This is a genomic window from Natronomonas pharaonis DSM 2160, from assembly GCF_000026045.1.
GTDB lineage: Archaea > Halobacteriota > Halobacteria > Halobacteriales > Haloarculaceae > Natronomonas > Natronomonas pharaonis.
Window position 1 is genome coordinate 962,376 of the sequence record NC_007426.1, and the last position, 26,336, is coordinate 988,711.

At 64.9% G+C, this 26,336-nt stretch carries 28 protein-coding genes; 15 read left to right on the forward strand and 13 right to left on the reverse strand.

Annotated elements, in window-relative coordinates; genetic code table 11:
• Window positions 1–19 precede the first annotated feature (19 nt).
• Together NP_RS04890 and NP_RS04895 are read right to left on the reverse strand one after the other, a co-directional pair.
• Window positions 20–694 carry an MBL fold metallo-hydrolase gene (locus NP_RS04890; protein WP_049939503.1) on the reverse strand — a complete coding sequence of 225 codons (675 nt, stop codon included), beginning with the start codon at window positions 692–694 and terminating at the stop codon, window positions 20–22.
• A gap of 30 nt (window positions 695–724) precedes the next feature.
• Window positions 725–1,720 (reverse strand): phosphate uptake regulator PhoU, encoded by a 996-nt coding sequence (locus tag NP_RS04895; protein WP_011322709.1) that lies wholly within the window; start codon window positions 1,718–1,720, stop codon window positions 725–727.
• 204 nt (window positions 1,721–1,924) lie between these two features.
• On the opposite strand from NP_RS04895, the gene NP_RS04900 reads away from it, so the two are divergent.
• The 5 genes from NP_RS04900 to phoU all read left to right on the forward strand — a co-directional run bounded on the left by NP_RS04900 (window position 1,925) and on the right by phoU (window position 6,445).
• A complete protein-coding gene (locus NP_RS04900; protein ID WP_011322710.1) occupies window positions 1,925–2,986 on the forward strand; it encodes a PstS family phosphate ABC transporter substrate-binding protein in 1,062 nt (353 codons plus the stop codon).
• Entirely contained in the window at window positions 2,983–3,891 is a 909-nt protein-coding gene (pstC, locus tag NP_RS04905) for a phosphate ABC transporter permease subunit PstC (RefSeq protein ID WP_011322711.1), read from the forward strand. The genes NP_RS04900 and pstC overlap by 4 nt, the downstream gene beginning before the upstream one ends.
• Window positions 3,892–4,797: a phosphate ABC transporter permease PstA gene (pstA, locus tag NP_RS04910; protein WP_011322712.1), complete on the forward strand. Its 906-nt coding sequence runs from the start codon at window positions 3,892–3,894 to the stop codon at window positions 4,795–4,797. It begins immediately after the preceding gene.
• Window positions 4,794–5,645, forward strand: coding sequence for a phosphate ABC transporter ATP-binding protein PstB (pstB, locus tag NP_RS04915; RefSeq protein WP_011322713.1), 852 nt, complete (start codon window positions 4,794–4,796; stop codon window positions 5,643–5,645). Before pstA ends, pstB begins: the two co-directional genes overlap by 4 nt.
• A gap of 119 nt (window positions 5,646–5,764) precedes the next feature.
• Complete coding sequence (phoU, locus tag NP_RS04920) at window positions 5,765–6,445, forward strand: phosphate signaling complex protein PhoU (protein WP_011322714.1); 681 nt, start codon at window positions 5,765–5,767, stop codon at window positions 6,443–6,445.
• Here the strand turns inward: phoU and asd are convergent.
• A complete protein-coding gene (asd, locus tag NP_RS04925; RefSeq protein ID WP_011322715.1) occupies window positions 6,442–7,479 on the reverse strand; it encodes an aspartate-semialdehyde dehydrogenase in 1,038 nt (345 codons plus the stop codon). The genes phoU and asd overlap by 4 nt on opposite strands.
• Before the next feature lie 165 nt (window positions 7,480–7,644).
• Entirely contained in the window at window positions 7,645–7,839 is a 195-nt protein-coding gene (locus tag NP_RS04930; RefSeq protein WP_011322716.1) for a 30S ribosomal protein S17e, read from the reverse strand.
• 166 nt (window positions 7,840–8,005) lie between these two features.
• Here NP_RS04930 and acnA point away from each other — a divergent pair, with 166 nt between their 5' ends.
• A complete protein-coding gene (gene acnA, locus NP_RS04935; protein WP_011322717.1) occupies window positions 8,006–10,759 on the forward strand; it encodes an aconitate hydratase AcnA in 2,754 nt (917 codons plus the stop codon).
• Window positions 10,760–10,886: 127 nt separating this feature from the next.
• Here the strand turns inward: acnA and NP_RS04940 are convergent, their stop codons facing one another.
• Genes NP_RS04940 through NP_RS04960 form a run of 5 tightly spaced genes read right to left on the reverse strand, consistent with a single transcriptional unit; the run spans window position 10,887 to window position 15,737 of the window.
• Window positions 10,887–11,585, reverse strand: a complete 699-nt coding sequence (locus NP_RS04940; protein ID WP_011322718.1) for an ABC transporter ATP-binding protein — start codon at window positions 11,583–11,585, stop codon at window positions 10,887–10,889.
• Window positions 11,582–12,358, reverse strand: a complete 777-nt coding sequence (locus tag NP_RS04945; protein ID WP_011322719.1) for an ABC transporter ATP-binding protein — start codon at window positions 12,356–12,358, stop codon at window positions 11,582–11,584. The genes NP_RS04940 and NP_RS04945 overlap by 4 nt, the downstream gene beginning before the upstream one ends.
• Before the next feature lie 34 nt (window positions 12,359–12,392).
• Window positions 12,393–13,514, reverse strand: a complete 1,122-nt coding sequence (urtC, locus tag NP_RS04950; protein ID WP_011322720.1) for an urea ABC transporter, permease protein UrtC — start codon at window positions 13,512–13,514, stop codon at window positions 12,393–12,395.
• Window positions 13,511–14,428 (reverse strand): urea ABC transporter, permease protein UrtB, encoded by a 918-nt coding sequence (urtB, locus tag NP_RS04955; protein ID WP_232503981.1) that lies wholly within the window; start codon window positions 14,426–14,428, stop codon window positions 13,511–13,513. The genes urtC and urtB overlap by 4 nt, the downstream gene beginning before the upstream one ends.
• A 37-nt stretch (window positions 14,429–14,465) precedes the next feature.
• Window positions 14,466–15,737 carry an urea ABC transporter substrate-binding protein gene (locus tag NP_RS04960; RefSeq protein ID WP_011322722.1) on the reverse strand — a complete coding sequence of 424 codons (1,272 nt, stop codon included), beginning with the start codon at window positions 15,735–15,737 and terminating at the stop codon, window positions 14,466–14,468.
• A 494-nt stretch (window positions 15,738–16,231) separates the two neighbouring features.
• Here NP_RS04960 and NP_RS14735 point away from each other — a divergent pair, with 494 nt between their 5' ends.
• The 8 genes from NP_RS14735 (at window position 16,232) to NP_RS04995 (ending at window position 21,754) form a co-directional block, all read left to right on the forward strand.
• Window positions 16,232–16,390 carry a hypothetical protein gene (locus NP_RS14735; RefSeq protein ID WP_011322723.1) on the forward strand — a complete coding sequence of 53 codons (159 nt, stop codon included), beginning with the start codon at window positions 16,232–16,234 and terminating at the stop codon, window positions 16,388–16,390.
• Window positions 16,391–16,454: 64 nt separating this feature from the next.
• Window positions 16,455–16,853 carry an urease subunit beta gene (locus NP_RS04965; RefSeq protein ID WP_011322724.1) on the forward strand — a complete coding sequence of 133 codons (399 nt, stop codon included), beginning with the start codon at window positions 16,455–16,457 and terminating at the stop codon, window positions 16,851–16,853.
• Window positions 16,850–18,562 carry an urease subunit alpha gene (gene ureC, locus NP_RS04970; RefSeq protein WP_011322725.1) on the forward strand — a complete coding sequence of 571 codons (1,713 nt, stop codon included), beginning with the start codon at window positions 16,850–16,852 and terminating at the stop codon, window positions 18,560–18,562. Before NP_RS04965 ends, ureC begins: the two co-directional genes overlap by 4 nt.
• Window positions 18,559–18,888, forward strand: coding sequence for an urease subunit gamma (locus NP_RS04975; RefSeq protein WP_011322726.1), 330 nt, complete (start codon window positions 18,559–18,561; stop codon window positions 18,886–18,888). The genes ureC and NP_RS04975 overlap by 4 nt, the downstream gene beginning before the upstream one ends.
• Window positions 18,888–19,508, forward strand: coding sequence for an urease accessory protein UreG (ureG, locus tag NP_RS04980; protein WP_011322727.1), 621 nt, complete (start codon window positions 18,888–18,890; stop codon window positions 19,506–19,508). Before NP_RS04975 ends, ureG begins: the two co-directional genes overlap by 1 nt.
• A complete protein-coding gene (locus NP_RS04985; protein WP_011322728.1) occupies window positions 19,505–20,404 on the forward strand; it encodes an urease accessory protein UreD in 900 nt (299 codons plus the stop codon). The genes ureG and NP_RS04985 overlap by 4 nt, the downstream gene beginning before the upstream one ends.
• Entirely contained in the window at window positions 20,404–21,048 is a 645-nt protein-coding gene (ureE, locus tag NP_RS04990) for an urease accessory protein UreE (RefSeq protein ID WP_011322729.1), read from the forward strand. The genes NP_RS04985 and ureE overlap by 1 nt, the downstream gene beginning before the upstream one ends.
• Window positions 21,041–21,754 carry an urease accessory protein UreF gene (locus NP_RS04995; RefSeq protein WP_011322730.1) on the forward strand — a complete coding sequence of 238 codons (714 nt, stop codon included), beginning with the start codon at window positions 21,041–21,043 and terminating at the stop codon, window positions 21,752–21,754. Before ureE ends, NP_RS04995 begins: the two co-directional genes overlap by 8 nt.
• A 1-nt stretch (window position 21,755) precedes the next feature.
• Here the strand turns inward: NP_RS04995 and NP_RS05000 are convergent, their stop codons facing one another.
• Genes NP_RS05000 through cofD form a run of 4 tightly spaced genes read right to left on the reverse strand, consistent with a single transcriptional unit; the run spans window position 21,756 to window position 24,968 of the window.
• Window positions 21,756–22,325 (reverse strand): DUF447 domain-containing protein, encoded by a 570-nt coding sequence (locus tag NP_RS05000; protein ID WP_011322731.1) that lies wholly within the window; start codon window positions 22,323–22,325, stop codon window positions 21,756–21,758.
• Between the two features lie 2 nt (window positions 22,326–22,327).
• The gene (locus tag NP_RS05005) at window positions 22,328–23,203 is read right to left on the reverse strand and encodes a triphosphoribosyl-dephospho-CoA synthase (protein WP_011322732.1); all 876 of its coding nucleotides are present in this window, start codon (window positions 23,201–23,203) and stop codon (window positions 22,328–22,330) included.
• Complete coding sequence (locus NP_RS05010; RefSeq protein ID WP_011322733.1) at window positions 23,196–23,963, reverse strand: tRNA-dihydrouridine synthase; 768 nt, start codon at window positions 23,961–23,963, stop codon at window positions 23,196–23,198. The genes NP_RS05005 and NP_RS05010 overlap by 8 nt, the downstream gene beginning before the upstream one ends.
• Entirely contained in the window at window positions 23,964–24,968 is a 1,005-nt protein-coding gene (gene cofD, locus NP_RS05015; protein ID WP_011322734.1) for a 2-phospho-L-lactate transferase, read from the reverse strand.
• 100 nt (window positions 24,969–25,068) lie between these two features.
• Here cofD and NP_RS05020 point away from each other — a divergent pair, with 100 nt between their 5' ends.
• Window positions 25,069–26,292 carry an HD domain-containing protein gene (locus NP_RS05020; protein ID WP_011322735.1) on the forward strand — a complete coding sequence of 408 codons (1,224 nt, stop codon included), beginning with the start codon at window positions 25,069–25,071 and terminating at the stop codon, window positions 26,290–26,292.
• Window positions 26,293–26,336: the final 44 nt, after the last annotated feature.

Below are 26,336 nucleotides of genomic sequence, written 5' to 3' on the forward strand. Positions count from 1 at the left end.
GTCTCTCCTTGCGGCCCTTTCAGTAGCGTTCTGCCAGCGCCCGAAGCCGCTCGCTGCCGCCCGTGCGGAACGGTGTTCCATGCCCCATCGCTGCCACCTCGAAGTCGGGCAGGCGAGCGGCAAGGTCGGCGATGCTCTCTTCGAGCCGGTCGCGGTCACGGCTAATAAACCACGGCGCTGGCGCGAGCTCGCCGTCGCGTTCGATGACCAAATCGCCGAGAAACGCCGCACTGCGTTCTTCGTGGACGTAGACGGTATGGCCCGGCGTGTGCCCCGGAGCGTGGTGGGCGGTGAAGCCGCCGACGGTGTCGCCGTCTTCGAGCGGCCGGACGCGGCGTTCCGGCAGGTCACCGACGAACGGCCCGGAAACGAGCTGTGTCAGCCGCTTTATTCCATATGGCGACGGCCGTTCGGCCCCGGTAAGCAGTGGCGCATCCGCCTGTCCAATGTACACTGGCGTGTCCACAGCGAGCGTCGATAACGGCCCGACGTGGTCGAAATCGTAGTGCGTGATGAGGATTCGTTCGAGGTCAGCGATATCGAAACCGGCGGCTTCGATTGCTTCGACCACTGTGCCCCCATCGAACGGTGTCCCAGCATCGACGAGTGTCAGTCCCTCGTCGTCAGCGACCAGATAGGCGTTGACGCCCATCGGCTCGAACCACCAGACGCCATCGCGCAACTCGGTTACCATAGGTCGGCGTAGGACCGCTGTGAACAAAAGCTACGGCTTCGGGGCGGCGTTCTGTAGTGCTGTCTCGGCGATGTTGCCGCCGTAGTCGGCGCTGCGGGACAGTGAGTCGACAACGAGACCGAGCAGTTGCGCCTGTTGGGGGTCAAGCTCTCGGATTTCGTCGTCGACGCGGCGGGTTAGCTCGTCGACGTTCGCGATTCGCGTGCGGGCGTCGTGTGCCAGCCGTGTCGCCCGGTCGGAGTCATCCTCCAGCAGCGCATCCATGCCCATATCGACGACTTCAGTCGCCTCATCGTGGAGGTCACGGATGGCGTCCGCGGCGTCTGTCGGCGGCGTCGACAGCGTCTCGGCGTGGGTCGCGATTTTCGCTGCGTGGTCGCCGATGCGCTCTAACTGGCGGGCGCTGGAGTGGTAGTCGAAACACGTCTCGCGGTCCAGACCGATAGTTGCGGCCGCCGAGGGGTCCCGCAGGACCGACCGGAACACCCGCGAGACCATCGACCACAGCCGGTCGACGTCGTCGTCGCGCTGGACGACATCGGCGGCCAGCTCGTCGTCGTCATCCAGCAGCGCGGTCACAGCGTCGGCGAGCATGGTCGTCGCCACGAGCCGCATCCGGGTGACGGCGTTGTGCATCGACAGTTCCGAGGAGTCGAGCAGGTCCTGGAGGCGGACCCGACCGGAGGTTTCGCCGATGACCTCCAGCCCGACGAGCCCCTGTGTGGCATCACGGATGGTCCGTCGCTGGGCGGCGCTTACCTGCGCCGTCTCGAGCGTGATGATGTCGAAGCCGCTGACGTACATCGTCACGACCGCCCGCATCAGCTCGTCGCCTTCGAGGCCGGTGATGTCGAGCGTGCCTTCGATTTTATCGTCGCCGTGTCTCGGCGTCAAAAGGAGCGATTCCTCCTCGGGATGGAACTCGACGACGCTGCCACCGCTGATGTCGTTTTCCGTCGCCCACCCCTTTGGGAGCGACACTGTGTAGGTCGACCCGCCAGTCACCTGGACCTTCCGCGTCTCCATACCCGACGCTACTCACCGGTATCATAAACCTCTGTCGAGATATATAGATGCCACGAATGGGCGCATATCGGCTGCTAAAGGGTTTTTGAGCCGCAACCGGAAGTCGAATACTGGCAATATTTGGGTTTGAAACCCTGTACCAAACATAGGTCTATATAGAAAACATAGTGGAGTACTTAGGTGTCCGGTGGGCGAGTAACGACAATGACACGAGGCCGGGAGCAGTCCTCATCCGGCGGCCGGTCGATGTCGCGTCGGTCGCTGCTCGCCGCCGCCGGTGCCGGACTTGCTGCCCTGTCGGGATGTACCGTTCTCGGCGACCCGCCCGGCGAAGACAGCGGGCTTCGCGGTGAGATTACCATGGACGGGAGCAACACCGTGCTGCCACACGGGGCGGCCGTCGCCGAAGAGTTCCTCTGGCGGAACAACCGCGTGACGATTCCGGTTCGCGGCTCGGGGACCGGCGCTGGCTTCCAGCAGTTCTGCCGCGGCGAAACCGACATCCAGAACGCCAGCCGGCCGGTACAGGAGAGCGAAGAACAGCTCTGTACGGAGAACGGTGTCGACTACATCGAGCTGGAGGCGCTCTTGGACGGCATCGCCATCATGGTCGATGCAGACAACGACTGGTGTGACTGCCTGACCGTCGAGGAGCTTCGGGCGATGTGGGAGTCGGGCTCGGACGTCGAGACGTGGAGCGACGTCCGGCCGGCGTGGCCGGACGAAGAAATCGACTTCTTCGGCCGCGATACGGCTTCCGGTACCTTCGATTCGTTCACCGAGCGGCTGATGGGTGAAACCGGGAACATCCGCAACGACTACTCGGCCAGCTCGGATACGAACGTCATCGTCCGCGGCGTCAGCGGAAACCGGAACGCTATCGGGTTCGGCGGGGCCGGCTTCTACTACGAGAACGAAGACCAACTCCGGCTTGTCGGGGTCGACGACGGCAATGGCTGCGTTCGTCCGACCCGCGAGACAATCGAAAACGAAGAGTACACGCCGCTTACACGACCGATGTACGTCTATCTGAGCACCGAACGCCTCGACGACCCGGCCGTGCAGGCGTTCGCCCGGTTTTACTTCGAGGAGATAGACGACGCGGTCCACGAATCGGCCGTCGAGGCCGGCATCGCCGCCCCCAACGAGACGTTGACGTGGACACAATGGGCGGCTCGACGCGTCGGCTACTACGCCGCCCCCGACGAGGTCGTTGATGAAAGCCGTGCGAAACTCGAACAGAAGATAGCGGAGGCAACCGAATGAGCACGACCGACATTACCGACGACGCCGTCAGCGACCGGGCGACAACGATTGCCCGCGTCGTCTTCTTTGCCTGTGCGCTCGTCACCGTCCTGACAACGTTCGGCATCGTCCTCGTGCTCATCACCGGCTCGATTCCCTTCTTCCGGGAGGTTTCTGTCATCGAGTTCTTCACCTCGACGGAGTGGTCGCCCAGAATCGAGCCCAACTCCTACGGTGTGCTCCCGCTCGTGTGGGGGACGATGATGATTGTGGTCGGCAGCGCCGCGATAGCGCTCCCGGTCGGCGTCCTGACCGCAATCTATCTCTCCGAGTACGCCGACCGTCGCACCCGGAAAGTGCTGAAGCCGACGCTCGAAATCTTGGCCGGCGTGCCGACCATCGTGTATGGCTTCTTCGCCATCTCGTTTATCACCCCACAGATACAGCGCGTCTTCCCCGAGACGGGGACGTTCAACGCACTCTCGGCGGCTATCGTGGTCGGTATCATGATTATCCCAATGGTCTCGTCGCTTTCGGAGGACGCGATGTCATCGGTACCGGACGACCTCCGCAACGCCGGCTACGGACTCGGCGCGACGAAGTTCGAGGTCTCGACACAAATCGTGCTGCCGGCCGCCGTCTCCGGCATCCTCGCGTCGTTCGTCCTTGCCATCTCTCGGGCCATCGGCGAGACCATGGCGGTGACGCTTGCGGCCGGGATGAGCCCGACTATCACCCTTGACCCGCTTGAGGAGATTCAGACGATGACTGCCTACATGGTCGAAATCGGTATCGGCGACGTCTCCGTCGGCTCCATCGGCTATCAGTCGCTGTTTGCGGTCGGGCTGTTGCTTTTTGTCATGACGCTTGCGATGAACGTACTGAGCCAACTTGTCCGGTCCCGCTATCGGGAGGTGTACGAATAGATGGCGGCCGACGACCGCCTTGCCGACCTGACTGCTGGCGACGACCTCGCCCGGAAGCGTCTCTATGGCCGGGTGTTCGTGGCAGTCTGTCTCATTTCGACGCTCGTCGGCGTCGTCGCGCTGGGGCTGCTCGTTGCCGACCTCATCTACGAGGCACGCGGCTGGCTCACCATCGATTTCCTCACACATCCGCCGTCGTGGTTCCCGGAGAACTACCAGCCCGGCGGGCGCGGAGCCGGGCTCTATCCGGCGATAATCGGCTCGGTGTTTCTCATCGCGCTGACAGCGCTTTTCACCATCTTCCTCGGTGTCGGGGCGGCCATCTACCTTGAGGAGTACGCGCCGGACAACCGGCTGACCCGGTTCATCGAGGCGAACATCGCCAACCTCGCCGGTGTCCCCTCCATCGTGTACGGGCTGCTCGGACTGGCTATCTTCGTCCGCGCCGCCGGCCTCGGGTCGAGCCTGCTGGCCGGGGCGCTGACGCTGACGCTTCTCATCCTGCCCATCGTCATCGTCTCCGCACAGGAGGCCATCCGGGCGGTGCCGGATTCGCGCCGACAGGCCGCATACGGCGTCGGCGCGACGAAATGGCAGGTGACCCGTGATGTTGTCCTGCCGTCGGCGCTGCCCGGTATCATGACCGGCACCATCCTCTCGCTTTCCCGGGCCATCGGTGAGACGGCACCCATCCTGATGGTCGGCGCGGCGACGTTCATGATAGCGCCCCCCGACTCGCTTCTCGGGCCGTTCAGCGCCATGCCGATGCAGGTCTTCGAGTGGGCCAAACAGCCCGACCCGGCGTTCCAGCACATCGCTGCTGCCGGGAGCATCGTTCTCCTTACGGTACTCGTCTTGATGAACGCGACAGCCATCCTCATCCGGAACAAATACGATACACAATGAGCTCCGACGACACGACCGACCCGACGGCAGACGACGAATCGTTTACCGACTCACCGGTTGCCGGTCTCGAACAGTCGACCACCACACGAGGCTCCGGCCGGACGGTCATCAGCGCCCGCAATATAAACGTCTGGTACAACGAGACGCAGGCGCTTTCGGACATCACGATGGACATCCCCGAACAGGAAGTGACGGCGCTCATTGGCCCGTCCGGCTGTGGCAAGTCAACCTTTCTCCGGTGTATCAACCGGATGAACGACCGCATCGACGCCTGCCGCATCGAGGGCGAACTCGAACTCCACGGCAAGAACGTCTACGACGAAGATGTCGACCCCGTGGCCTTGCGGCGGAAGGTCGGGATGGTCTTTCAGAAACCCAACCCGTTCCCGAAGAGCATCTACGACAACGTCGCCTACGGCCTGAAGATTCAGGGCTACGACGGCGACATCGATGCTCGTGTCGAGGAGGCGCTCCGCGGGGCGGCGCTGTGGGACGAGGTCAACGACCAACTCGACGAGTCGGGACTGGAGCTTTCGGGCGGCCAGCAACAGCGGCTCTGTATCGCTCGGGCCATCGCGCCGGACCCCGAGGTCGTCCTGATGGACGAGCCGACTTCGGCGCTCGACCCCGTCGCCGCCTCGAAGGTCGAAGACCTCATCGACGAACTCGTCGAGGACTACACCGTCGTCATCGTCACCCACAACATGCAGCAGGCCGCCCGCATCTCGGATAAGACGGCTGTCTTCCTCACCGGTGGTGAACTCGTCGAGTTCGACGACACCGCCTCCGTCTTCGAGAACCCCTCCAGCGAGCGCGTCGAGAACTACATCACCGGGAAGTTCGGATAGATGCCGTTCATGTCACCGACCCGCTCGAACGGACGCCGGCAGCGCCACCGACACCGCGGCCCGGCCAAATTGGCACCCGCCCGAAGAACCATATCACGGAAACCACACAACTGAGACAAATGGCACGCAAGGGATACCAACAGCAACTGAACGAGCTCCGCGAGAACGTCCTCTACATGAGCGAAATCGTTCTCGAACGCGTTCGCCGCGGGCTCCGTGCGCTGGAAACGAAAGACGAATCGCTCGCCAGAGAAGTCATCGAGGGCGACCACGAGATAAACGAGCTGTACCTCGAACTCGAACAGTCGTGTATCGAGCTGTTTGCCCTCCAGCAGCCGGTCGCCAGCGACCTGCGGTTTATCGCCGCGTCGTTCAAAATCATCACCGACCTCGAACGGGTCGCCGACCTGGCGACGAACCTCGGCGACTACACGCTCCAGTCGTCTCGGGACCTCTATCCCGACGTCGACATTCAGGGCATCGGCGATGCCGTCATCGAGATGGTCGAGGACGCGATGGAGGCCTACGCCGAGGAAGACAGCGAGGCCTGCTTCGCCATCAGCGACCGCGACGACGAGGTCGACAGCCGCTGTGAAGACGCCTCCAATACGGTCGTCCGCGACCTCATCGAGACGGAACTCGACGAAACCTCTTCGGAAGGCGATATCGAGTCGCTGTTGCGTGAGGTCTCGCGGCTGCTGTTGACGATTCGTGACCTCGAACGCATCGGCGACCACGCGGTCAACATCGCCGCACGGACGCTGTACATGGTCGAAAACAGCGACGAGCTGATTTATTAGAGGTAGCCTTCTTCCAGCAGCAGTTCGCCGTTCAGCACGCTCGCGCCGGCAGCGCCGCGCATCGTATTGTGGGCCAGGCAGTTGAACTGGATGCCGTCGGCGGTCGACTCGACGCCGCCGGTGGCGATGGCCATCCCGTCGCCGAGCATCCGGTCCATCCGTGGCTGCGGACGGTCGGGTTCGTCGAAGACCTCGATGAGCTGGTCGGGCGAGGACGGCAGGTCGACGCTGGGGTACGATTCGAAGGCTTCGACAACGTCTGCGGGGTCGGGGTCCGCAGCGAGGTCGGCCCAAACGTTCTCAAGGTGGCCGTCAAGCGTCGGCACGCGGTTACACGACGCCGAGACATCGGCCTCGTGGAGGTCGACGCCTGCACCGTCAAACGAGCCGAGTAGCTTGCGGGATTCGGTCTCCATCTTCTCGGCCTCGCCGCCGATGTGGGGGATGACGTTATCGATGATTTCCATCGAGGTAACGCCCGAGTAGCCCGCCCCCGAGACGGCCTGTAGCGTCGAGACGTGGATGTTTTCGAGGCCGAACTCGTCCAGCGCCGCCAGCGCCGGCACCATCGTAATCGTCGAGCAGTTGGGGTTCTTGATGAGCGCGCCGTCCCAGCCACGCTCGTCGCGCTGGACCTCGATGAGGCCGAGGTGGTCGGCGTTGACCTCCGGAATCGTCAGCGGGATGTCGTCGTCCATGCGGCCGTTCGAGGAGTTCGAGGAGACGACGTAGCCCGCCTCGACGAACTCGGGTTCGACATCCGCACCGATGTCGGACGGCAGCGACGAAAACAGCAGGTCGATGTCGTCGGGGACGGCGTCGGGGTCGGTCTCGACAACGGTCATGTCGGCAACCGACTCCGGAATCGGCGTATCGACGCGCCATTTGGCGGCCTCCCGGTACGTCTTGCCGGCGCTGGCCGACGACGCCGACAGTGCGGCGACCTCGAACTCCTCGTGTGGGTCAAGCAACTGGATGAGTCGTTGTCCGACGGCACCCGTCGCGCCGAGGACTCCTACGCGAGTGGTAGACATTGGCGGTGGTATGATGAGCCACAGGAAAACGGTTGTGAAACGCGTCTGGTTTTACCGGCCGGGATAGCCGCGAAACTGTACATTCGTGAAGGTCTGTTGGCTTCTCGCTCTGTGTCGACAGCCGCGCTGCTGTGCGGCGTGAAAACGACGGAGCAAAGAACCCGACTACGCCGGCTGCTGGGGGGAGCGCTGCTTGCGCGTGACGTATCCGGCGATACGGTTACGAACGCTCTTGGACTCGATATTTGTCAGTTCGTCTACGAGCTCTTTGTTGTGCTCGAAGTCGTCACCGAAGGCTTTCGGATATCGGTCCATGAGTAGCGTTCCAGTCTTCTTGACGTAGGCGGGTTTGATGGCCATTGGTAGACCACCCTACTGCTGTGGTACTCAAAAAAGGTTCGGAAGGCCGACAGCGGGGCGTATGCTGTCGACTCACACTCTGTGGGTCGGCAACGGTCCCGCGGGTAGCAGCCACCGCTGCCGCTATCCCGGCACTTTCAAATACGGTTTCTCCGTAGGTCGCATAATGTCGAACCAACACATCCCAAACGCGGTTCGGGAACTGGAACACGACGGCGAAACGTACAAGATGGCCGACCTCACGGCGCTGGAAGAGGCCGGACTCTGTGAGCTTGACTCGCTCCCAGTCAGCATCCGCATCATGCTCGAATCCGTCCTCCGGAACGCCCAACAGGACGGCGAGACGGTCACCGAAGACGACGTTCGGGCGGCGGCTTCGTGGAGCCCCGACGTTCCTGACGCTGAGCTTTCCTTCCAGCCCTCGCGGGTCGTCCTGCAGGACCTGACCGGCGTGCCGGCGGTTGTCGACCTCGCGGCGCTTCGCTCCGCGGCCGACCGAAAGGGTGTCGACCCGACGGTCGTCGAGCCGGAAATCCCCTGTGACCTCGTCATCGACCACAGCGTGCAGGTCGACTACTTCGGCAGCGACGACGCCTACGAGCGCAACGTCGAACTCGAATACGAGCGCAACGAGGAACGCTATCGCTCCATCAAGTGGGCACAGCAGGCCTTCGAGGACTTCGAGGTCGTCCCGCCGGGAACGGGTATCGTCCACCAGGTCAACCTCGAACACCTCGGTCGCGTCGTCCACGCCCGCGAGGAGGACGGCGACCAGTGGCTCCTGCCCGACACGCTCGTCGGTACCGACAGCCACACGCCGATGATCGGCGGCATCGGCGTCGTCGGCTGGGGTGTCGGCGGCATCGAGGCTGAGGCCGCGCTGCTCGGCCAGCCGATTACGATGAGTCTCCCCGACGTCGTCGGCGTCCGTCTCTCCGGGTCGCTCCCCGAGGGCGCGACCGCGACCGACCTCGTTCTCCACATCACCGAGCGCCTCCGCGAAGTCGGCGTCGTCGACAAGTTCGTCGAGTTCTACGGTCCCGGCGTCGCCGAACTCACCGTCGCCGACCGCGCGACCATCTCGAACATGGCCCCGGAGCAGGGCTCGACCATCAGCATGTTCCCGGTCGACGACAAGACCCTCGAATACCTCGAACTCACCGGCCGCGACCCCGACCACGTCGACCTCGTCGAGAAATACCTCGACGCACAGGGGCTGTTCGGCGAGCAGGAGCCCGAATACACCCAAGTCGTCGAGTTCGACCTCAGCGATGTCGAACCGAGCCTCGCCGGCCACAAGAAGCCCCACTCGCGAATCCCGATGGGCAACCTCGACGAGCACTTCCCGAGCCTGCTTGAGGCCGAGGGCGTCGTCGGTGACGGCGGCGCGGTCACGGCTGACGCCGCTGGCAACCCTGCGGATGTCGTCGAGACGCCCGACCTCGGCGAGACCGTCCCCGTCGAGCTGGAGGACGGCACCGAGGTCGAAATCGGCCACGGGAGCGTTCTCGTCAGCGCGATTACGTCCTGTACGAACACCTCGAATCCGTCGGTGATGCTGGCGGCCGGGCTGCTCGCCGAAAACGCAGCCGAGGCCGGCCTTGACGTCCCCGACTACGTCAAGACGTCGCTTGCGCCCGGTAGCCGCGTCGTCACGGAGTATCTGAAGGAAGCCGACCTCCTCGAACCGCTTGAGGAACTCGGCTACCACGTCGTCGGCTACGGCTGTACGACCTGTATCGGCAACTCCGGCCCGCTCCCAGACCCCATCGAGAAGGCCATCGACGACAACAACCTCTGGGCGACGAGCGTGCTGTCGGGCAACCGGAACTTCGAGGCCCGAATCCACCCGAAGATTGCCGCCAACTACCTGGCATCGCCGCCGCTTGTCGTCGCCTACGGGCTGGCCGGCCGCATGGACATCGACCTCGAAGAAGACCCCATCGGCGTCGGCGACGACGGCGAGGCTATCTACCTCGAAGACATCTGGCCCGACACCGACGAGATTCACGACGCCATCGCCGACAGCGTCTCGCCGGAGCTGTTCGAGGAAAAATACGCACAGGTCTACGAGGGCGACGAGCGCTGGGAAGCACTTGATGCGCCGACCGGCGACGTCTACGAGTGGGACAACGAGTCCACCTACATCCGCGAGCCGCCGTTCTTCCAGGACTTCCCGCTTGATAAGCCCGGCGTCAACAACGTCGACGACGCCCGCTGTCTGCTGACGCTCGGCGACACCGTCACCACCGACCACATCAGCCCGGCCGGCCAGTTCAGCGAAGACCTGCCCGCCGGCCAGTGGCTCAAGGAACGCGGCGTCGAACCCCACGAGTTCAACACCTACGGCTCCCGCCGCGGGAACCACGAGGTCATGATGCGGGGGACCTTCGCGAACGTCCGCATCGAAAACCAGATGCTTGACGGGAAGGAGGGTGGCTACACCATCCACCATCCGACCGACGAGGAGACGACCGTCTTCGAGGCCAGCGAGCGCTACCGTGACGACGACACGCCGCTTGTCGTCATGGCCGGCGACGAGTTCGGGACCGGCTCCAGCCGCGACTGGGCGGCCAAGGGGACCGACCTGCTCGGCATGCGCGCGACCATCGCCCAAAGCTACGAGCGCATCTACCGCGACAACCTCATCGGCATGGGCGTGCTGCCGCTGCAGTTCGCCGACGGCGACGGCTGGGAGGAACTCGGCCTCGACGGCTCCGAACACTTCACCATCGAAGGCCTCGAGGACGGCCTCGAACCCAACCAGGAGCTGACCGTCACCGCCGAACGCGAGGACGGCGAGACAGTCGAGTTTGATGTCACCGCACAGGTCAGCACCCCCGCTGCCGTCGACTACGTCGAACACGGCGGCGTCTTGCACATGGTGCTTCGCCGCCTGCTGAACGACGAACTGAACTGACGACGACTGCCGCGCTGGCGTCGCGTTTCTTTTTTGTTGCTGCTGTCTTCTCGGGCCCGTAGCACTAGCTCCCGGAGCATGGAGCTACGTTCCGCCCACCCGTCAGAAACGCGTTGGCGGTCGCCGTTTACACGACCAGATGCGATTCCAGGCGGCCGCGGTCCTGAATCGCCTCCGCGTCGAGTTCGTCGACGAGGCGGCCCTTGTCCATCGCATAGCAGCGGTCGGCGAGGCCCTGAATCACCGAGAGGTTCTGTTCGACAAACAGGATGGTCGTGCCGAACTCCTCGTTGATGCGTGCGAGGTCTTCGGTTATCGACTGGACGATAGACGGCTGGACACCCTCGGATGGCTCATCGACCAAGAGCAGGTCGGGGTTGCCGACGAGCGCTCTGCCGATGGCGAGCATCTGCTGTTGGCCGCCGCTCATCGTTGCGGCGTCTTGACTCGCCCGCTCTTCGAGAATCGGGAAGTACTCGTAGACGCGGTCGTACAGCGCCTCGGTTTCGTTGCCGATGTTCTCGCCGATGAGCAGGTTCTCACGAACCGACAACCCGGGGAAGACGTCCCGGCCCTGCGGTACGTAGCCGATGCCGAGTCCCGCCCGCTCGTCAGCCGACAGCGCATCGATTGTCTCGCCGCGGTATTCGACGGTGCCGGAGTCGGGGTCGAGAAGCCCCATAATCGTCTTCAGCAGCGTCGTCTTGCCGACGCCGTTCTTGCCGACGATGCCGACGACTTCGCCGCCGTCGACGCGACAGTCGACGTCCCGCAGGATGGGGGTCCCGTCGTAGCCAGCGGTGAGTCCGGTGACGGTGAGGCTCATGCGTCTTCCCCCAGGTAGATGCGCTTCACTTCGGGGTCGGACTCGATGTCGTCTATCGGCCCCTGCCGGAATATGGACCCCTGGTTCAGTACGGTCACTTGGTCGGAAATCTCTCTGACAAACTCCATATCGTGTTCGATGACGACGAAGGCCATCCCCTCGTCGTTGAGCGAGCGGATGAGGTCGGCGACGCTTGCGGTCTCTTCGACCGACATCCCTGCGACCGGCTCATCCAGCAGCATGAGCTTCGGCTCCAGCGTCGTCGCCATGCCGATTTCGAGCCGCTGCTGTTGGCCGTGCGAGAGGTCGCCGGCTGGCGTCTCGGCGCGGTCGGCCAGTCCGATTTCGTCGAGCGTTTCGTAGGTCGTTGCTTCGAGGTCCCCGCTGTCGACGCGCTGGAGCGGCACCTGCAGGTTCTGAGCGACAGTGAGGTCCTCATAGACGTGTGGCGACTGGAACTTCACGCTGAGGCCGGCGTCGATGCGTTCGTGGGGCGGCAGCTGCGTGAGGTCCATGCCGTCGAAGTAGATGCGTCCCTCTGTCGGCGTGAGCTGTCCGGTAATCAGCTCTAGGAGCGTACTCTTGCCCGCTCCGTTGGGACCGATGAGACACCGGAGCTCACCTTCGTCGACGGTGAAGTCGACCTCATCGACGGCGGTGAGGCCGCCGAAGTTCTTCGTGAGCCGTTCGGTCGCGAGAATCGCATCGCGGTCGAGGCCGGTCGCCTTGACGGCCGGCTGAAGCCGCGTTGCGGGGTCGTCCGGCGTGCTCACAGCACTCCCTCCGTTGTCGTCGTCTGCTGTCGAATCATTCTGTTGCTCCCTCCGTTGGCTCGGTCGTCGACCGGTCGTTGATGCGCTCCAGTAGCTGCTTTAGGCCTCGGTCGAGGTACGGAACAATCCCGGCCGGCATGACGAGGATGACGACCATCAACAGCCCGCCGATGATGACAAACGCCCACTCGGGGCCCAGCGGACCGACACCGTCGGTGAGGCCGGTCCGCATCCACTCGATGGCAAACGTCGCGCCGATGGCGCCGATGAGCGACTCACGGCCGCCGACGCTGACCCACACGACGGGCAGCGCGGCAAACAGAATGCCGAACACTGAGGGGTCGATGAAGTTCCCCCAGACGGCGTAGAAGACGCCGCCGGCAGCCGCCAACGCGCCGCCGATGGTGAACACGACGAGCTTGATGAACGGAACGTTGTAGCCGAACGTCTCCGTTCGCGCCTCGTCTTCGCGGACGGCAACCATCGTCATCCCGAAGCCGCTGTTGACGAAGGCCCGCAGCCCGAGGTAGGTGACCACGAGCGCGGCCAAAAGCAGGTAGTAGAAGGCGACCCTGTCGAAGGCGACGCTCGCGCCGCCAACGCCCAACACGAGGTCGGGGATGTCGGGCATCCCGTTGAAACCGCCGAGACGCGCTTCGCCGATGGCCCACTCGCTGCCGGCCGTCTGGGCCGCAAAGGTGTTCAGTACGAGCGCGACGACGAGCGTAATGATGGTGACGTAGACGTCTCTGACGCCGCCGTAGAACATGAAATAGCCCAGCGCGGCCGCAAACAGCGCGCCGACGACGATGGCCCCCAAAAGCGCTGCGGTGATGCCACCGGCCGTACCGAAGTTGATGCCGATGACGCCGAAGGTGTATGCGGCGACGCCGAAGAAGGCGACTTGTCCGAAGCTGAGGATGCCGCAGTAGCCCCAGACGACGCTGAGACTCAGCGCCAGGAAGGCCAGCGCGAAGTACTGTGTCGTCGTCTGAATGCTGAACGGGTCCGTCGTCATGGGGTAGACCGCGAGACCAGCCACCACGACGACGAAGAACCCCCAAAACAGGGGCGAGTTCCCGTAGGTGTTCGGCCCTTCGAGGAGCCCACGGATGCGGGCGGCCGGTCCGTCAGGCGACCCGATGTCGGCACTCATTGGTCTGCCCTCCGTCGCTGCCGCCACTGTTCGATGTAGCCGGAGATGCCGTCAGGCAGTACCCGAAGGGCGATGATGGCGACGATGAGCATCGCCATTAGCCCGACGAAGGTCCCAAGCTGGAAGCTGAAGACCGCGTTGACGAAGCCGAGCAGCCCCGACGCCGAGAGCGTCCCGATGACGACCGACGGCCCGCCGACGACCACGGCGACGAACGCCTCGACGAGGAAGATGCTGCCTCTGTCGGGCGTGATAGCGCCGATAGCGGGCGCGTACAGCGCCCCGGTGAGTCCGGCCAGCCCGGAGCCAAGCGCGAACGTCGTGACGTACATCCGGTCGGTGTCGATGCCCATCGCACGGGCGGTTTCGGGGTCTTCGATGGTTGCTCTGGCCTTGACCCCGAACTCGGTGCGGGTAAACAGCACGTACAGGCCGACCAGGACCGCAAGCGCTACCAGCGGCAGGAAGACGCTCCGGTAGGTCCCGGAGGTGTATGGCCCGTAGGCGACGTTGCCCATCGGCGTTGAGATGCTGTCGAGGCTGGACCCGAAGGTAATCAACAGCAGCTGTGCGACCACGAGCGCGAGGCCCCACGTCGCGACCATCGAGTCAAGCAGACGGTCATAGAGGTGTTGGACGACCAGCCGCTCGACGATGATGCCGAAGATGACTGTCATGACGACACCGGACACCATCGCGACCGGCAGCGGGAGCCCGGCGTGGTAGGTGAGCGCCGTCCCGTAGATGCCGACGAGGATGAACTCCCCGTGGGCGAGGTTGATGACGCCCATCATCCCGAAGATTACCGCCAGCCCGACCGTCGCCAACACGAGGAAGGCGAAGCTATCGAGGAACTGAAACAGCAGCGCGGCCCCGTCGTACAGCGGCGATAGGGGCACGAGCGGCTGGCTCACGGCGTCTCACCCCCGCCGGTGTGTCGTAGCCGTCGCGTCATTCGAGGATATCACCGTAAACGTCGGCGGGCTCGTACTGCGTGGTCTTCGACTCCGCACGGAGGTCACAGCCGTCGCCGCCCTCGACTTCTTCGCGGAGGAACGAGGGGCCGATTTCCTGTTCGGCGTCGAAGCTGATGTCGTGGTTCTCGTCGGCGTGGGCGACGCGCATCTGGTGGGTGATGTGGTGGGTCGCACCGTCGAGCTCGATTCGGCCCGAGGGGGCGTTCATCTCCACGCCTTCCTCGAGGACATCGATGACGGCGTCCTGGTCGAAGGTGCCGGCCTCCTCGACGGCCTCTTTCCACATGTAGACCGAGAAGTAGTTGTTCTGTGCTTCCTGGTTGAGGTAGTTCGCGTCGGGCCAGCGGTCGTAGAAATCCTCGACGAAGTTCTCGCCCTCCCGGAGGTCGCCGAGTTCCTCCATATAGCTGACGCCCGCGTAGACATCGGTCACGGCGTTTGGCTCGTAGCGGATGTGCTCGTGGCCCTGGGCCATCGTCGTCGATGTCCCGATGGGAATCATCAGGTCGTTGGAGTCCCGCTGGTCGTAGAAGTTCTCGTGGTTGGCACCGACGAGCATCGACATGATGAAGTCGGGGTCCTCGGCCTGAATCCGGTTGATGACCGACGAGAAGTCGCTTTCGTCGAGCGGGATGTACTCCTCGCCGACGATGTTGTAGCCGTTCTCCTCGGCGATGACGTTGACCCAGTCGCCGGACAACTGTCCGAAGTTGTAGTCGGCGGCAATGATGTAGATGTCCTCGCCGTACTGGTCGGCGAGGTACGGCGTCACGGCCCCGAGCTGCTGGCGAGCCGTCGAGCCGACGGCGAAGATGGTATCGTCACAGACACCGCCCTCGTATTGGGTCGTATAAAAGTATAGCTGGTCTTCGTCGTTGATTATTGGCCGAATCGCCTCCCGAGTCGCGCTGGAGTACCCGGCCCAGAGGGCGTCGACTTGGTCCTGTAGGATGAGCCGTTCAGTCAGTTCCTGGTAGCGCTCGTTGTCGGATTGGGGGTCGGGGTCGACGATTTCGACTTCCTCGCCGAGAATCCCGCCGTCTTCGTTTATCTCCTCGATTGCCAGCCGCGTCGCCTGCCACTTCGAGGTGCCGTTGAGCTGGAAGTTTCCGGAGCGGTCCTCAAGGATACCGACGGTTGGTCCGTCGCTGCCACCGTTGCCGCCCATACAGCCCGCAAGGCCGATGCCGGCTGCGGCTGCTCCCGATGCGAGCAGTTTCCGACGGCTGACGGTCGGGTTACGCATTGGCATCACCTGTGGTGTAAACTGCACGTTCGGAAACGTTCGTGATTGTTTCGCTTTTGCGCCGAATACTGTCTGTATATTCAGACATTTTCACGTCTCATCCGGAGTTAGAGGAGTTATATAAGCGTTTTCGGGAAACACTTCAATAGAAATACCCACAGAGGAGAGGGGCTGGATACTCTATTGACTGTGTTGGTGTCCTTATATTCTGGATGAATGTGGTTCTGAGAAGGGTCTAATATCCCGTGTGTGCTACATCTGTGAACACCGTTTGAGTTCAAAACAGCTCCACCGCTGGCTGTCCGCGCTGCCTGTCGCTCCGCACCCCCCGGCTAATCGTACGTTTTCCATATAACGGGGTCGAACAAAAATATTCTTCCTGATTTCGTTACCCTCTAGCCGGACGTTATCGGTAGGTGGCAGAATGGAAGCATACGTTCGAAAATATCGCCCGATTGGTTACCTTATGTACGCTTCCACTCTCACCCGGTAGTATGTTCGATATACTGTTGCACGCAGGAACAGAGCATCCCAATCTCTCGTTCATCGTCGTTGCGAGCCTTCTTTCGTTCCTCGCGGGGCTTGGCATCGGCACCTACTCCGAACAGCTCGCCGGATTGTTCACATCCACCGACTCGGAGCCGACCGAGTGAGACCGATGACGGGTATCGACCGACCGGCCACTCCTCGGCCGGCCGCTACCGGAGGTGACCGTCCGTGAGCGACCCCTCGGAGGGCTCGCTGACGCCCGGCGAACTGCTCGTCGACGATGCGCCCGTCGAACTCAATGCCGGCCGTGAAACGGCGACGGTCACCGTCGAAAACACCGGCGACCGGCCGGTACAGGTCGGCTCCCACTATCATTTCTTCGAGACGAACCCGGCGCTTGCGTTCGACCGCGAGACGGCCTACGGCATGCGGCTGAACATCCCCGCTGGCACCGCCGTCAGGTTTGAGCCGGGCGCTGAACGGGATGTCGAACTGGTCGCTATCGGCGGCGACCGCATCGTCCATGGCATGGATGGACTGGTGAACGGTGACCTCGATGACGAAGCAACCCGCGAGCGAGCGATGGACCGAGCCGCCGCGGCCGGCTACCGGGGGGTCGAGCGATGACGAAAACGCTGCCCCGCGAGGAGTACACCGACCTCTTCGGCGCGACAGTCGGCGACCGGATTCGGCTCGGCGACACCTCGCTGCTGGCCGAAATCGAACACGACCACGCCACCTACGGCGATGAGGCGGTTTTCGGCGGCGGCAAAACGATGCGGGACGGAATGGGCATGCAGTCGGGGACGACACAGGCCGACGGCGCTCTCGACTGGGTGTTCAGCAACGTCGTCGTCGTTGACCCGGTTCTCGGCATCCGGAAAGGCGACATCGGCGTCCGAAACGGCCGCATCGTCGGCGTCGGCAAGGCCGGCAACCCGGACACTATGGACGGGGTCGACGACGAACTGGTCGTCGGCCCGAGCACTGATACTGTCCCCGCGGACGGTCTCATCGCCACGCCCGGCGGCCTCGACATTCACGTCCACTTCAACAGCCCACAGCTCGTCGACCACGCCCTCGCCAGCGGCATTACGACGATGTTCGGCGGCGGCTACGGCGGCGGCGCAACGACCTGTACACCCGGCCCGAACAACGTCAAGCGGTTCCTGCAGGCAGCCGACGAGTGGCCGGTTAACGTCGGTTTCTACGGCAAGGGCAACAGCAGCCAGCCGGAGGGCCTGGCAGAACAGGTCGAAGCCGGCGCTTGTGGAATGAAACTCCACGAGGACTGGGGGTCGACGCCGGCGGCTATCGACACCTGCCTCGAATACGCCGAGTCGGCCGACATTCAGGTCTGCATCCACACGGACACGCTCAACGAGTCCGGCTTCGTCGAGGAGACGTTCGACGCCATCGACGGCCGGGCCATCCACACCTTCCACATTGAGGGAGCCGGCGGCGGCCACGCCCCGGACGTGCTTGAACTGGTCGGCCACGAGCATATGCTGCCGTCGTCGACGAACCCCTCGATGCCCTACACCGAGAACACCTTCGACGAACATCTGGATATGGTGATGGTCTGTCACCATCTCAACCCGGACGTTCCCGAGGATGTCGCCTTTGCCGAATCCCGCATCCGCGCCGAGACCATCGCTGCGGAGGACGTCCTGCACGATACGGGCGCTATCAGCATGATGACCTCCGATTCGCAGGCGATGGGCCGGATGGCGGAGGTCATTTCCCGGACATGGCAGACCGCGGATAAGATGAAACAGCAACGTGGGCCGCTGCCCGAAGACGACGGCACCGACGCTGACAACCACCGCATCAAGCGCTACGTCGCCAAGTACACCATCAACCCCGCTATCGTCGCGGGCATCGACGACTACGTCGGCTCCATAGAGCCGGGGAAACTGGCTGATATCGTCCTCTGGGAACCGGCCTTCTTCGGCATCAAGCCGAAAACCGTCATCAAGGGCGGCTTCCCGGTTTACAGCCAGATGGGCGAGGCCAACGGCTCGTTGATGACGTGTGAACCCGTCGAGATGCGCCCGCGAGCCGGCGCAATGGGGAACGCAAAGCACGGGCTCTCGGTGACGTTCGTCAGCGGCACAGCCCACGAGGCGGGCGTCGGCGACGCCTACGGCCTCGATACGCCGGTCAGACCCGTCGACGGGACCCGCTCGGTTCGGAAGGCCGACATGCTGTACAACGACTACTGTCCCGACGACATCGACATCGACGCACAGACGTTCGAGGTATCGATAGACGGCGAGCACGTGACGTGTGAGCCGGCAGACGAACTCCCCCTCGCACAGCGGTACCACCTATGAATCTCACACCCAAAGAACGGGAGCGGCTGACGATATTCATGGCGGCGGAGTTGGCCCGCCGCCGGAAGGAACGCGGCGTGAAGCTCAACCACCCGGAGACGGTCGCCTACATCTCCGATTGGGCCTGCGAGCGCGCCCGAGAGGGGATGTCAGTCGCCGAAATCCGCCAGGAGGCGACAGCGCTTTTGACCCGTGAGGACGTGATGGACGGCGTTCCGGAACTTGTCGATATGGTACAGGTCGAACCGATGTTCCCCGACGGAACGAAGCTCGTGACGATTCACGACCCGATTCGGGCTGACACCCGGGAGCAACTGGAGGAATAATGGGGCACAGAGATGTCGCAACCGTCGGCCTCGGCGGACCGGTCGGCTCCGGCAAGACCGCGATGGTCAAACGGCTCGTCCCGCGGCTCGATGCGGCCGGCTACAACGTCGGCGTCATTGCCAACGACATTATGACACAGGAGGACGCCGACCGGCTCAGGGAGTCCTTCGAGGGGATTCTCCCGCCGGACCTCGTCGAGGGCGTCGAGACCGGTGCCTGTCCGCACACTGGCATCCGCGAGGACCCCTCGATGAATATCGCGGCTATCGACGAGTTCACCGAGTCGTATCCGGACCTCGATGTGGTGTTGCTCGAAAGCGGCGGCGACAACCTCGCGGCGACGTTCAACCCGGAGCTGGCCGACTACTTCATCTTCGTCATCAGCGTCGCCGAGGGCGACGACATCCCGCGCAAGCGCGGCCCCGGCGTCACGCAGGCCGATTTGCTGGTCGTCAACAAGACGGACCTCGCACCCCACGTCGACGCCGACCTTGAGGTAATGCGCCGGGACGCCGAGACGGTTCGCGGCGACGCGCCGACCTGCTTTACCGACTGCAAGGCCGAGGAGGGAATTGACGGCGTCGTCGACCACATCGAGGAGGGGGTTCTCTTCGCGTGAGCGCCGTTCCCGATGCCTTCCAGCGATACGGTGCGGAATCGCTGGCGCAAGCGCCGGCTTTCGGTCCCGGGAAAGACGGCGTCTTCGAGGCAACGCTCGCTCGCACGGGCGACCGCGACACCCGTCTCCTCCGCGATTATACGAAGGTTCCATATCACCTGACGGGAACGCTCGATACCGACCCCGCGCCGGGGCTGACGACGCTCTGTCTGCAGGAGCCGACCGGCGGCGTCGCACAGGGTGACCGCCACAGTATTACCGTCACTGCCCGCGAGGGTGCACGTGCACGCGTGACGACACAGAGCGCCACGAAGGTCCACAGCATGCAGGCCAACTACGCCCACCTCGATGCGACGCTTGAGGCCGGCCCCGACGCCCATCTTGAGTACGTCCCGGGGCCGACCATCGTCAACGAGGACGCCCGCTGTTTACAAACGGTCGCTGTCGACCTCGCGCCGTCGGCTACCGTCGTCGTCGCCGACGTGTTCGTTCCCGGTGGACTCTCGGCCCACGAGCCGTTCGATTTCGACCACTATCACAGCCGGCTCGAAGCCCGTTGTGAAGAGCGGCTCGTCTGTGCCGACGCGGTCGATTTGCACCCGGCGGACGGCGACCCCCGCGACCCGGCGACCGTCGCCGACTACGATGTCGTCGGGACGCTGTACGTGCTGGCTCCCGAGGCCGACACGGAGGTGCTCGCGGAGGCCATCCACGCCCGGTTCGACGCCCACGACGCGGTCACGGCCGGCGTCTCGGCGCTCCCGTACGAGTCGGGGGTCTCGGTCCGAGTCCTCGGCACCCGGAGCGCAGACGTGACTGACGCGGTGCGGGACGCATGGGACGCATCGCGACAGGAATTGCTCGGCGTCGGCATCCCCGCCGACAGGAGGTACTGATGCGGCACGTTGATGGGGTCGTCGGCAACCGCTATGACGACCCCGACCTCGACGAGCAGCTCCACGCCCACGAGGACGCCGGGCGACTCGAACGGGTCGTTCTCGAAGCCGGCCAGCGGAAGCGCTCCCGGCTTCGTGTCGAGACCGACGCCGGAACTGACCTCGGTATCGTCGTCGACCAGCCGGAGCTACGGGCCGGTGATGTCCTCTTTCTCGACGACGATGCGGCCGCTGTCGTCGAGTTCGAGTCCAGAACCGCTTTCGTCGTCGACCTCCCGTCGCCGGGGCCGGAGACGGTTGCCGCGGCGGTCGAACTCGGCCACCGCGTCGGCAACCAGCACTGGGATATCGCCATCGAGGGCGGGACGGTCTACGTGCCCGTCGAGGCCGACCGCCGTATCATCGAAGACGTCCTCGGCGAGCACATCCCGGACAGCGGGACAACACGCTATGCGTCGGTCGATGCGAGCCTGTTCATCGGCGAGAATGCCGAACCCAGCGGCGTCGACCACAGCCACGAAGCAACCGACAGCGGACACGGTTATGGGGAAGACCACGACCACGACCACAGCCACGACCACAACCACGACCACGACCACAACCACGACCACGACCACAGCCACAGCCACGACAGCCATGAGTGAAACGTCGTTTCTGACGGCGCTGCGGCTGGCCGATTCGTTCCTGCCGGTCGGGACGTACACCGCCTCCTACGGCATCGAGCAGTACGTCAACGAAGGCGATATCGAGACGGCGGCGGAACTCGGCGACCTCGTTGAGGCGTATCTGCGGCGTATCGTCGGCCCCGCCGAGACGGTCGCGCTTGCCGCCGCACATCGGGCGGCTGCGGCGGACGACGAAGCCGGCATCCGAGCGGCCGACGAACGGCTGCATGCCGCCACGCTGCCGGCGGAGTTTCGCGACAGCGCGACGAAGGCCGGGACGAAGCTGCTTGAGCTACTGGCATCGACCGACGAGGGCCTGTTCGCCGAGACGACGCTGGACGGTGCTGTCGCCGCATACGCTGCCGCCGTTGCAGCCGACGAAACCCCGGGACAGTATCCCGTCGTACTCGGCGTCGTTACCCAGCGGGCCGGGCTCGGCCGCCGGGAGGCCTGTCTGGTCGGTGCCTACTCGGTGGTGACAGAGCTGCTTGGGGCGGCCCAGCGGCTCGGCCGGTTCGGACATACCGACATTCAATCGCAGCTCGCCGAGCTGCTGCCGGTTATCGAGGAGGTCTGCGACGAGTACGTCGACGCCGAGCTCTCGTCGCTTTCGTCCTTTGCGCCGCTCGCAGAGACGATGGGCATGGCCCACGAGCGGGCCGACCGGCGGCTCTTTATGAGCTAGCTCAGTCGATATCGGCGTACTCTGTGAGCCGCTCGAAGGCCGCAGCTTCTCGGTCGCCGCCGCAGCGGTCGACCACCGATTCGAAGTAGTCGATGCGCGAGCGGAGCGTCTCCGTGTCGTAGCCCGGGACATCGAGCCGCGAGGCCGCGACGGTCGCCTCGATGACGGCGTAGTAGCCGCGGTTCGTCGTCGGAACGACCTCCCGTTCGACGCGGGCCTCGACCGGCGTGAGCGCCCACTCGACCCACTGGGTGTCGCCCTCCTCGCCGTCGTCGAGCCGTTCGACGTCAACAGTGGCCCACGCGTCGGCGCTGTCGAGCACCGGGTCTGCTTCCTCCCGTACCGAGCAAGCGGCGTCAACGAAGTCCACCGGGTCGTGAGTGAACTGAACGTAGCCACCGCCCCGCTCGCTGAAATTCCGCCATGTTCGGGTTCGACCCCACGTCCGGGCGGTCACCGGCTCGCCGGCAAAAAGCCCCAGTGCCGCGACGTTCCAGCGGCCGTTGGGCCCCCTTGTCGTCACGACCGATTCTGTGACCCCGGAGAGGTCGACGGGCCAGTCTGCCGGCACGCTCAGACCTCCAGTCCCCGCTGCAAAGCGATGAACAGCGCCGCAGCGGTGATGTCGGCTGTCGTCCCCGGGTTGATATCGCGGTCGACGAACTCGGCAGCGAGGTCGTCGGCGTCCTCACGGCCCTCCAATACCGCCTGTGCTCGCGCTGTTGCTTCCTCGGCTGCCGCCCGCCCGTTGCGCGTGACGACGAAGGTATCCGGCTCGTCGGCCAGCAGCCGCAGGAACGTCCGTGAGGCGCGCTGATATATCGGCCCGTCGTCGTCGCTGAGCCACGAGGCGGCCGTGAAACTGCGCTCGAAACCGCCGGTCAACTCGGCGGCGACGCCGTCGCGGTCGGCCGACAACGCCATCACATCCGCGAGCGTCAGCGCCCGCTCTCTGAGCTCCGGGGCCGCATCGCCGCCGCGGCGGACATCGAGCGCGTCCGCGTCCGCCGGCGGGTCGTCGACGGCAACGTCGACGTGCTCGAAGGCGCGATAGAACCCGCAGGCGTCCTCGACGGTCGTCGATTCGACGACGGTCCTCGTCCCCGCCGGCGTGAGCCGGCTGGTTGCGGCAGCACGGACAAGCGGCACCAACAACAGCAGCGCTCCGAACTGCGTGTTGCCGGCGGACTGTTCGGCCATGCCGGCGACCGCTCGCTCGAAGCACTCGCCGACGCCGGGAGTGGTGTCGGCGGCCGCCGCGAGGCCGCCCATCGCCCCGACCGCGCCCGCCATGAAGTGTTCGAGCCGGAGGTCGTCGTAGTCGCGGCGGCGGTCGACGTTGCCCGGCTTCGGCGTGCCGGCCACCTCAAGCAACAGTGCGAGTTGTGCGTTCTGTGCCGGGCCGCGCCGCGGGGCGGCCGGCCGGCTGTCGGTCGATTCCTCAGCCATCGGCCGACACCTCCGTCTGTCGCTGGCTGTCGAACCACTCGTCGACGGCCCGCCGAACCCGAGCCAGCAGCGCCGGGTCATCGGACGGGCGGCCAACCGACACCGCGTCAGCGCCGTAGTCGAGATACTCCCGTGTCGTTTTCCGGTCCCGAACGCCGTTGTTGGCAACGACGAAGGCGTTGGGGGCGGCTTCGGTAACCGCGCCGACGACGTGTTCGCTGTCCATCGCATCGACGTGGAGGACGGACGCGCCGGCGGCCGAAAGCGCCGCTGCAAGCGCCGGCAGGTCGACCCCGTCGACCTCTGTTCTGACCTTGACGCTCACCGTCGCGCCGGTGTCGGCGGCCGCCCGGACCTGCTCGCAGAGCCGGTCGTCGTCTTTGAGCAGCGACTCGCCGGCCCCGGCGGCGCACATCTCGGACTGCCGGCAGTGGGCGTTGAGTTCGACTATCGCGTCCCGGTCGGCACAGACTGCCGCGGCTTCGACGATGGGGTCGACGGTCGCACTCCGGACGTTGAACGCCGGCCGGACGGGAGTTCCGGCAAGCGCCGCGAGCTGTTTGTCGATGAAGGCGATGGGGTCGTCGGGCAGGAACTCCGTTCGGTCGCGTTCAGCGAGCGCCGCCGCGGCGCGGCGCGTCTCGGCGTCGATAGCCAGCCCACCGAGAAACGCACAGCCGACGTGCGGGGCGGCCGCGGCCGCCCAGTCGGCATCCGACTCGCCCGACAGCGATGCGACGGCGAGCCGTGGCGCAAACATTCAGGCCACCTCCACGCCGAGGCGGTCGAAGGCCTCGCGGACGGCCCGGCAGACGCGCTCGCCGTCGGCCGGGCTGCCGAGTTCGGTATCGGTGCGGACTGTCGGCCGCTCCAGCGGCGTTTCGTCGGCCTCGTCGACCACGAAGGCGTCGGCAAAGGGGTAGGCCTCCGCGACGCCGGCCGTCGACGGCGCATACCCGTCCGCGGCCATCAGGTCGTCGGCCGGCCCGGAGAAAACCCGGTCCTCGACGAACGGCGAGACGGCGACAACGGGTGTTTCGGCGAGGGCTTTGCGGATGCCATCGAGAGCCACCATCGGGCCGATGCTGGTAATCGGATTCGACGGTCCGATGACGACTGGGTCGGCAAGCGCCTCGCGGACCTCCGGCGTCGGCTCGGCCGCGTCGGCACCGCGGAATTCGACGCCGTTGATTGTCGGCTCGGCCCGTCGATGGACCCAAAACTCCTGAAAGTGGACCAGTCCCTCGTCGGTGTCGATGAGCGTCGCCACGGGGTCGTCGCTCATCGGCAACACGGGATGGTCGACGCCGAGCGCGTCGGCAAGCGTCGCGGTTGCCTCGGTCAGCCGCTTGCCCTCATCGAGCAGGCTCGTCCGGGTAATGTGGACGGCTCGGTCGGTGTCGCCGATTTCCATGAACTCCGCGACCCCCGAGAAACGCCGCCACCGGGCGATATCCCGGCCGGCCGTCTGCTTTTTGTCCGGGAGGTACCGCGGCCCGGTGTCGAGGTCGGCGGCGTCGGCGAGCGCCCGCAGTTCCTCGTGGGTTTCGGTCGTGTCGCCGTCGATGCCCCACCACGTCTCGCGGTCGAGGCGGTCGGCGGCGGCAAAAAGCACCGTGTCTACGTCGGGGCAGACGACCAACCCGCCCAGTTCGACGTCGTCGCCAGTGTTGCAGACGACGGGCGTGTCGGCGGTGTCGAAGACCGTTTCGGCTCCGTATCGGAGCTTCGGGGTCCCCGTCCCGCCGGCGAGAAACGTCACCATACCCCCGGTTTCGAGCCAACGGGTTTGTATCTGATTGTTGCCGCAGTGGGCTGGCCGCCCCGCGACGGTTTTTATACGACGACGCCGAAGACCCGGCCGGATGGTCACCATCAAGGACAGCGTCCACGACCACATCACCGTCGAGGGCGTCGCGGCGGACCTGCTGGATACGCCGGCGGTCCAGCGGCTCCGGCGGATTACACAGCTCGGCACTGTCGAGTACGTCTATCCGAGCGCCAACCACACCCGATTTGAGCACTCGCTGGGGGTGTACCACCTCGCGACGCGTGCGCTCGACCATCTCGGCATCGAGGGCACGCAGGCCGAGCGGCTCCGGGCGGCCGCCATCCTCCACGACATCGGTCACACGCCCTACAGTCACAACATCGAGGCCCTCGTCGCTCGCCGGACCGGCAAGCTCCACGACGAGGTCGAGGACCTGCTCGAAACGGGCGATGTCGCCCGCACGCTCGCGCTCCACGACATCGACCCCAGCGCCGTCGCCGACCTCATTGCCGGCGACGGGGAGTTCGGCCCGCTGGTTTCGGGCGAACTCGATGTCGACCGGATGGATTATCTCGTCCGCGACGCCCACCACACCGGCGTTCCGTACGGGACCATCGACGCCGGCCGGCTGATTCGCGAACTCCGGTTTGTCGACGGCGAACTCGTCCTCGCCGAGGGGAACGTCCAGACGGCCGAGTCGCTGCTTGTTGCCCGTGCCCTGATGAACCCGGTCGTCTACAACCACCACGTCGCCCGTATCTCGAAGGCAATGCTGCGGCGAGCGACCGAGCAGCTTCTGACCGCCGGTGTGACCGACGCCGAGACGCTTCGCCGGATGGACGACGCGGCGTTGCGGTCGGCGTTGCGGGACTGTGCGGCGACCGCACCGCTTGCCACTCGACTGGACCGCCGGACCCTCTACAAGCGGGCTGTCTGGGCCGAACTCCGCGACGTGCCCGACGATATCGTCGACGCCGACCACGAGACCTGCCGGGAACACGAACGCGCTATCGCCGAGCGGGCCGGCGTCGACCCGGCGGCTGTCATCATCGACGTTCCGTCGCGGCCGTCGATGCGTGAGTCGACGAGTCGGGTCGTCGTCGGCGGTGAGGTCAGAACCCTCGGTTCACAGTCGACGCTTGTGGCGGCGCTGCGCCGCACCCAGCGCGAACAGTGGCGGCTCGGCGTTTACGCACCGGAAGCAGAGACCGACGCCGTCGGCAGCGCCGCGGAGGACATTCTCGGACTCGACCTCGATGCGCTCGTCGTCGACGTTCGACAGGGCGTCAACACTCGCCTCGACGAATTTCAGGAGTAGCCGCTGAGACCCACGCCGGCTACAACCGATTTAACCCCCCGCCC

Excerpts from the sequence above, each read along its gene's own strand:
- NP_RS04890 (WP_049939503.1), bottom strand. The coding sequence starts at position 694 with ATGGTAACCGAGTTGCGCGATGGCGTCTGGTGGTTCGAGCCGATGGGC.
- NP_RS04895 (WP_011322709.1), bottom strand. The coding sequence starts at position 1,720 with ATGGAGACGCGGAAGGTCCAGGTGACTGGCGGGTCGACCTACACAGTG.
- NP_RS04900 (WP_011322710.1), top strand. The coding sequence starts at position 1,925 with ATGACACGAGGCCGGGAGCAGTCCTCATCCGGCGGCCGGTCGATGTCG.
- pstC (WP_011322711.1), top strand. The coding sequence starts at position 2,983 with ATGAGCACGACCGACATTACCGACGACGCCGTCAGCGACCGGGCGACA.
- pstA (WP_011322712.1), top strand. The coding sequence starts at position 3,892 with ATGGCGGCCGACGACCGCCTTGCCGACCTGACTGCTGGCGACGACCTC.
- pstB (WP_011322713.1), top strand. The coding sequence starts at position 4,794 with ATGAGCTCCGACGACACGACCGACCCGACGGCAGACGACGAATCGTTT.
- phoU (WP_011322714.1), top strand. The coding sequence starts at position 5,765 with ATGGCACGCAAGGGATACCAACAGCAACTGAACGAGCTCCGCGAGAAC.
- asd (WP_011322715.1), bottom strand. The coding sequence starts at position 7,479 with ATGTCTACCACTCGCGTAGGAGTCCTCGGCGCGACGGGTGCCGTCGGA.
- NP_RS04930 (WP_011322716.1), bottom strand. The coding sequence starts at position 7,839 with ATGGCCATCAAACCCGCCTACGTCAAGAAGACTGGAACGCTACTCATG.
- acnA (WP_011322717.1), top strand. The coding sequence starts at position 8,006 with ATGTCGAACCAACACATCCCAAACGCGGTTCGGGAACTGGAACACGAC.
- NP_RS04940 (WP_011322718.1), bottom strand. The coding sequence starts at position 11,585 with ATGAGCCTCACCGTCACCGGACTCACCGCTGGCTACGACGGGACCCCC.
- urtC (WP_011322720.1), bottom strand. The coding sequence starts at position 13,514 with ATGAGTGCCGACATCGGGTCGCCTGACGGACCGGCCGCCCGCATCCGT.
- NP_RS04960 (WP_011322722.1), bottom strand. The coding sequence starts at position 15,737 with ATGCGTAACCCGACCGTCAGCCGTCGGAAACTGCTCGCATCGGGAGCA.
- NP_RS14735 (WP_011322723.1), top strand. The coding sequence starts at position 16,232 with ATGTTCGATATACTGTTGCACGCAGGAACAGAGCATCCCAATCTCTCG.
- ureC (WP_011322725.1), top strand. The coding sequence starts at position 16,850 with ATGACGAAAACGCTGCCCCGCGAGGAGTACACCGACCTCTTCGGCGCG.
- NP_RS04975 (WP_011322726.1), top strand. The coding sequence starts at position 18,559 with ATGAATCTCACACCCAAAGAACGGGAGCGGCTGACGATATTCATGGCG.
- ureG (WP_011322727.1), top strand. The coding sequence starts at position 18,888 with ATGGGGCACAGAGATGTCGCAACCGTCGGCCTCGGCGGACCGGTCGGC.
- ureE (WP_011322729.1), top strand. The coding sequence starts at position 20,404 with ATGCGGCACGTTGATGGGGTCGTCGGCAACCGCTATGACGACCCCGAC.
- NP_RS04995 (WP_011322730.1), top strand. The coding sequence starts at position 21,041 with ATGAGTGAAACGTCGTTTCTGACGGCGCTGCGGCTGGCCGATTCGTTC.
- NP_RS05005 (WP_011322732.1), bottom strand. The coding sequence starts at position 23,203 with ATGGCTGAGGAATCGACCGACAGCCGGCCGGCCGCCCCGCGGCGCGGC.
- NP_RS05010 (WP_011322733.1), bottom strand. The coding sequence starts at position 23,963 with ATGTTTGCGCCACGGCTCGCCGTCGCATCGCTGTCGGGCGAGTCGGAT.
- cofD (WP_011322734.1), bottom strand. The coding sequence starts at position 24,968 with ATGGTGACGTTTCTCGCCGGCGGGACGGGGACCCCGAAGCTCCGATAC.
- NP_RS05020 (WP_011322735.1), top strand. The coding sequence starts at position 25,069 with ATGGTCACCATCAAGGACAGCGTCCACGACCACATCACCGTCGAGGGC.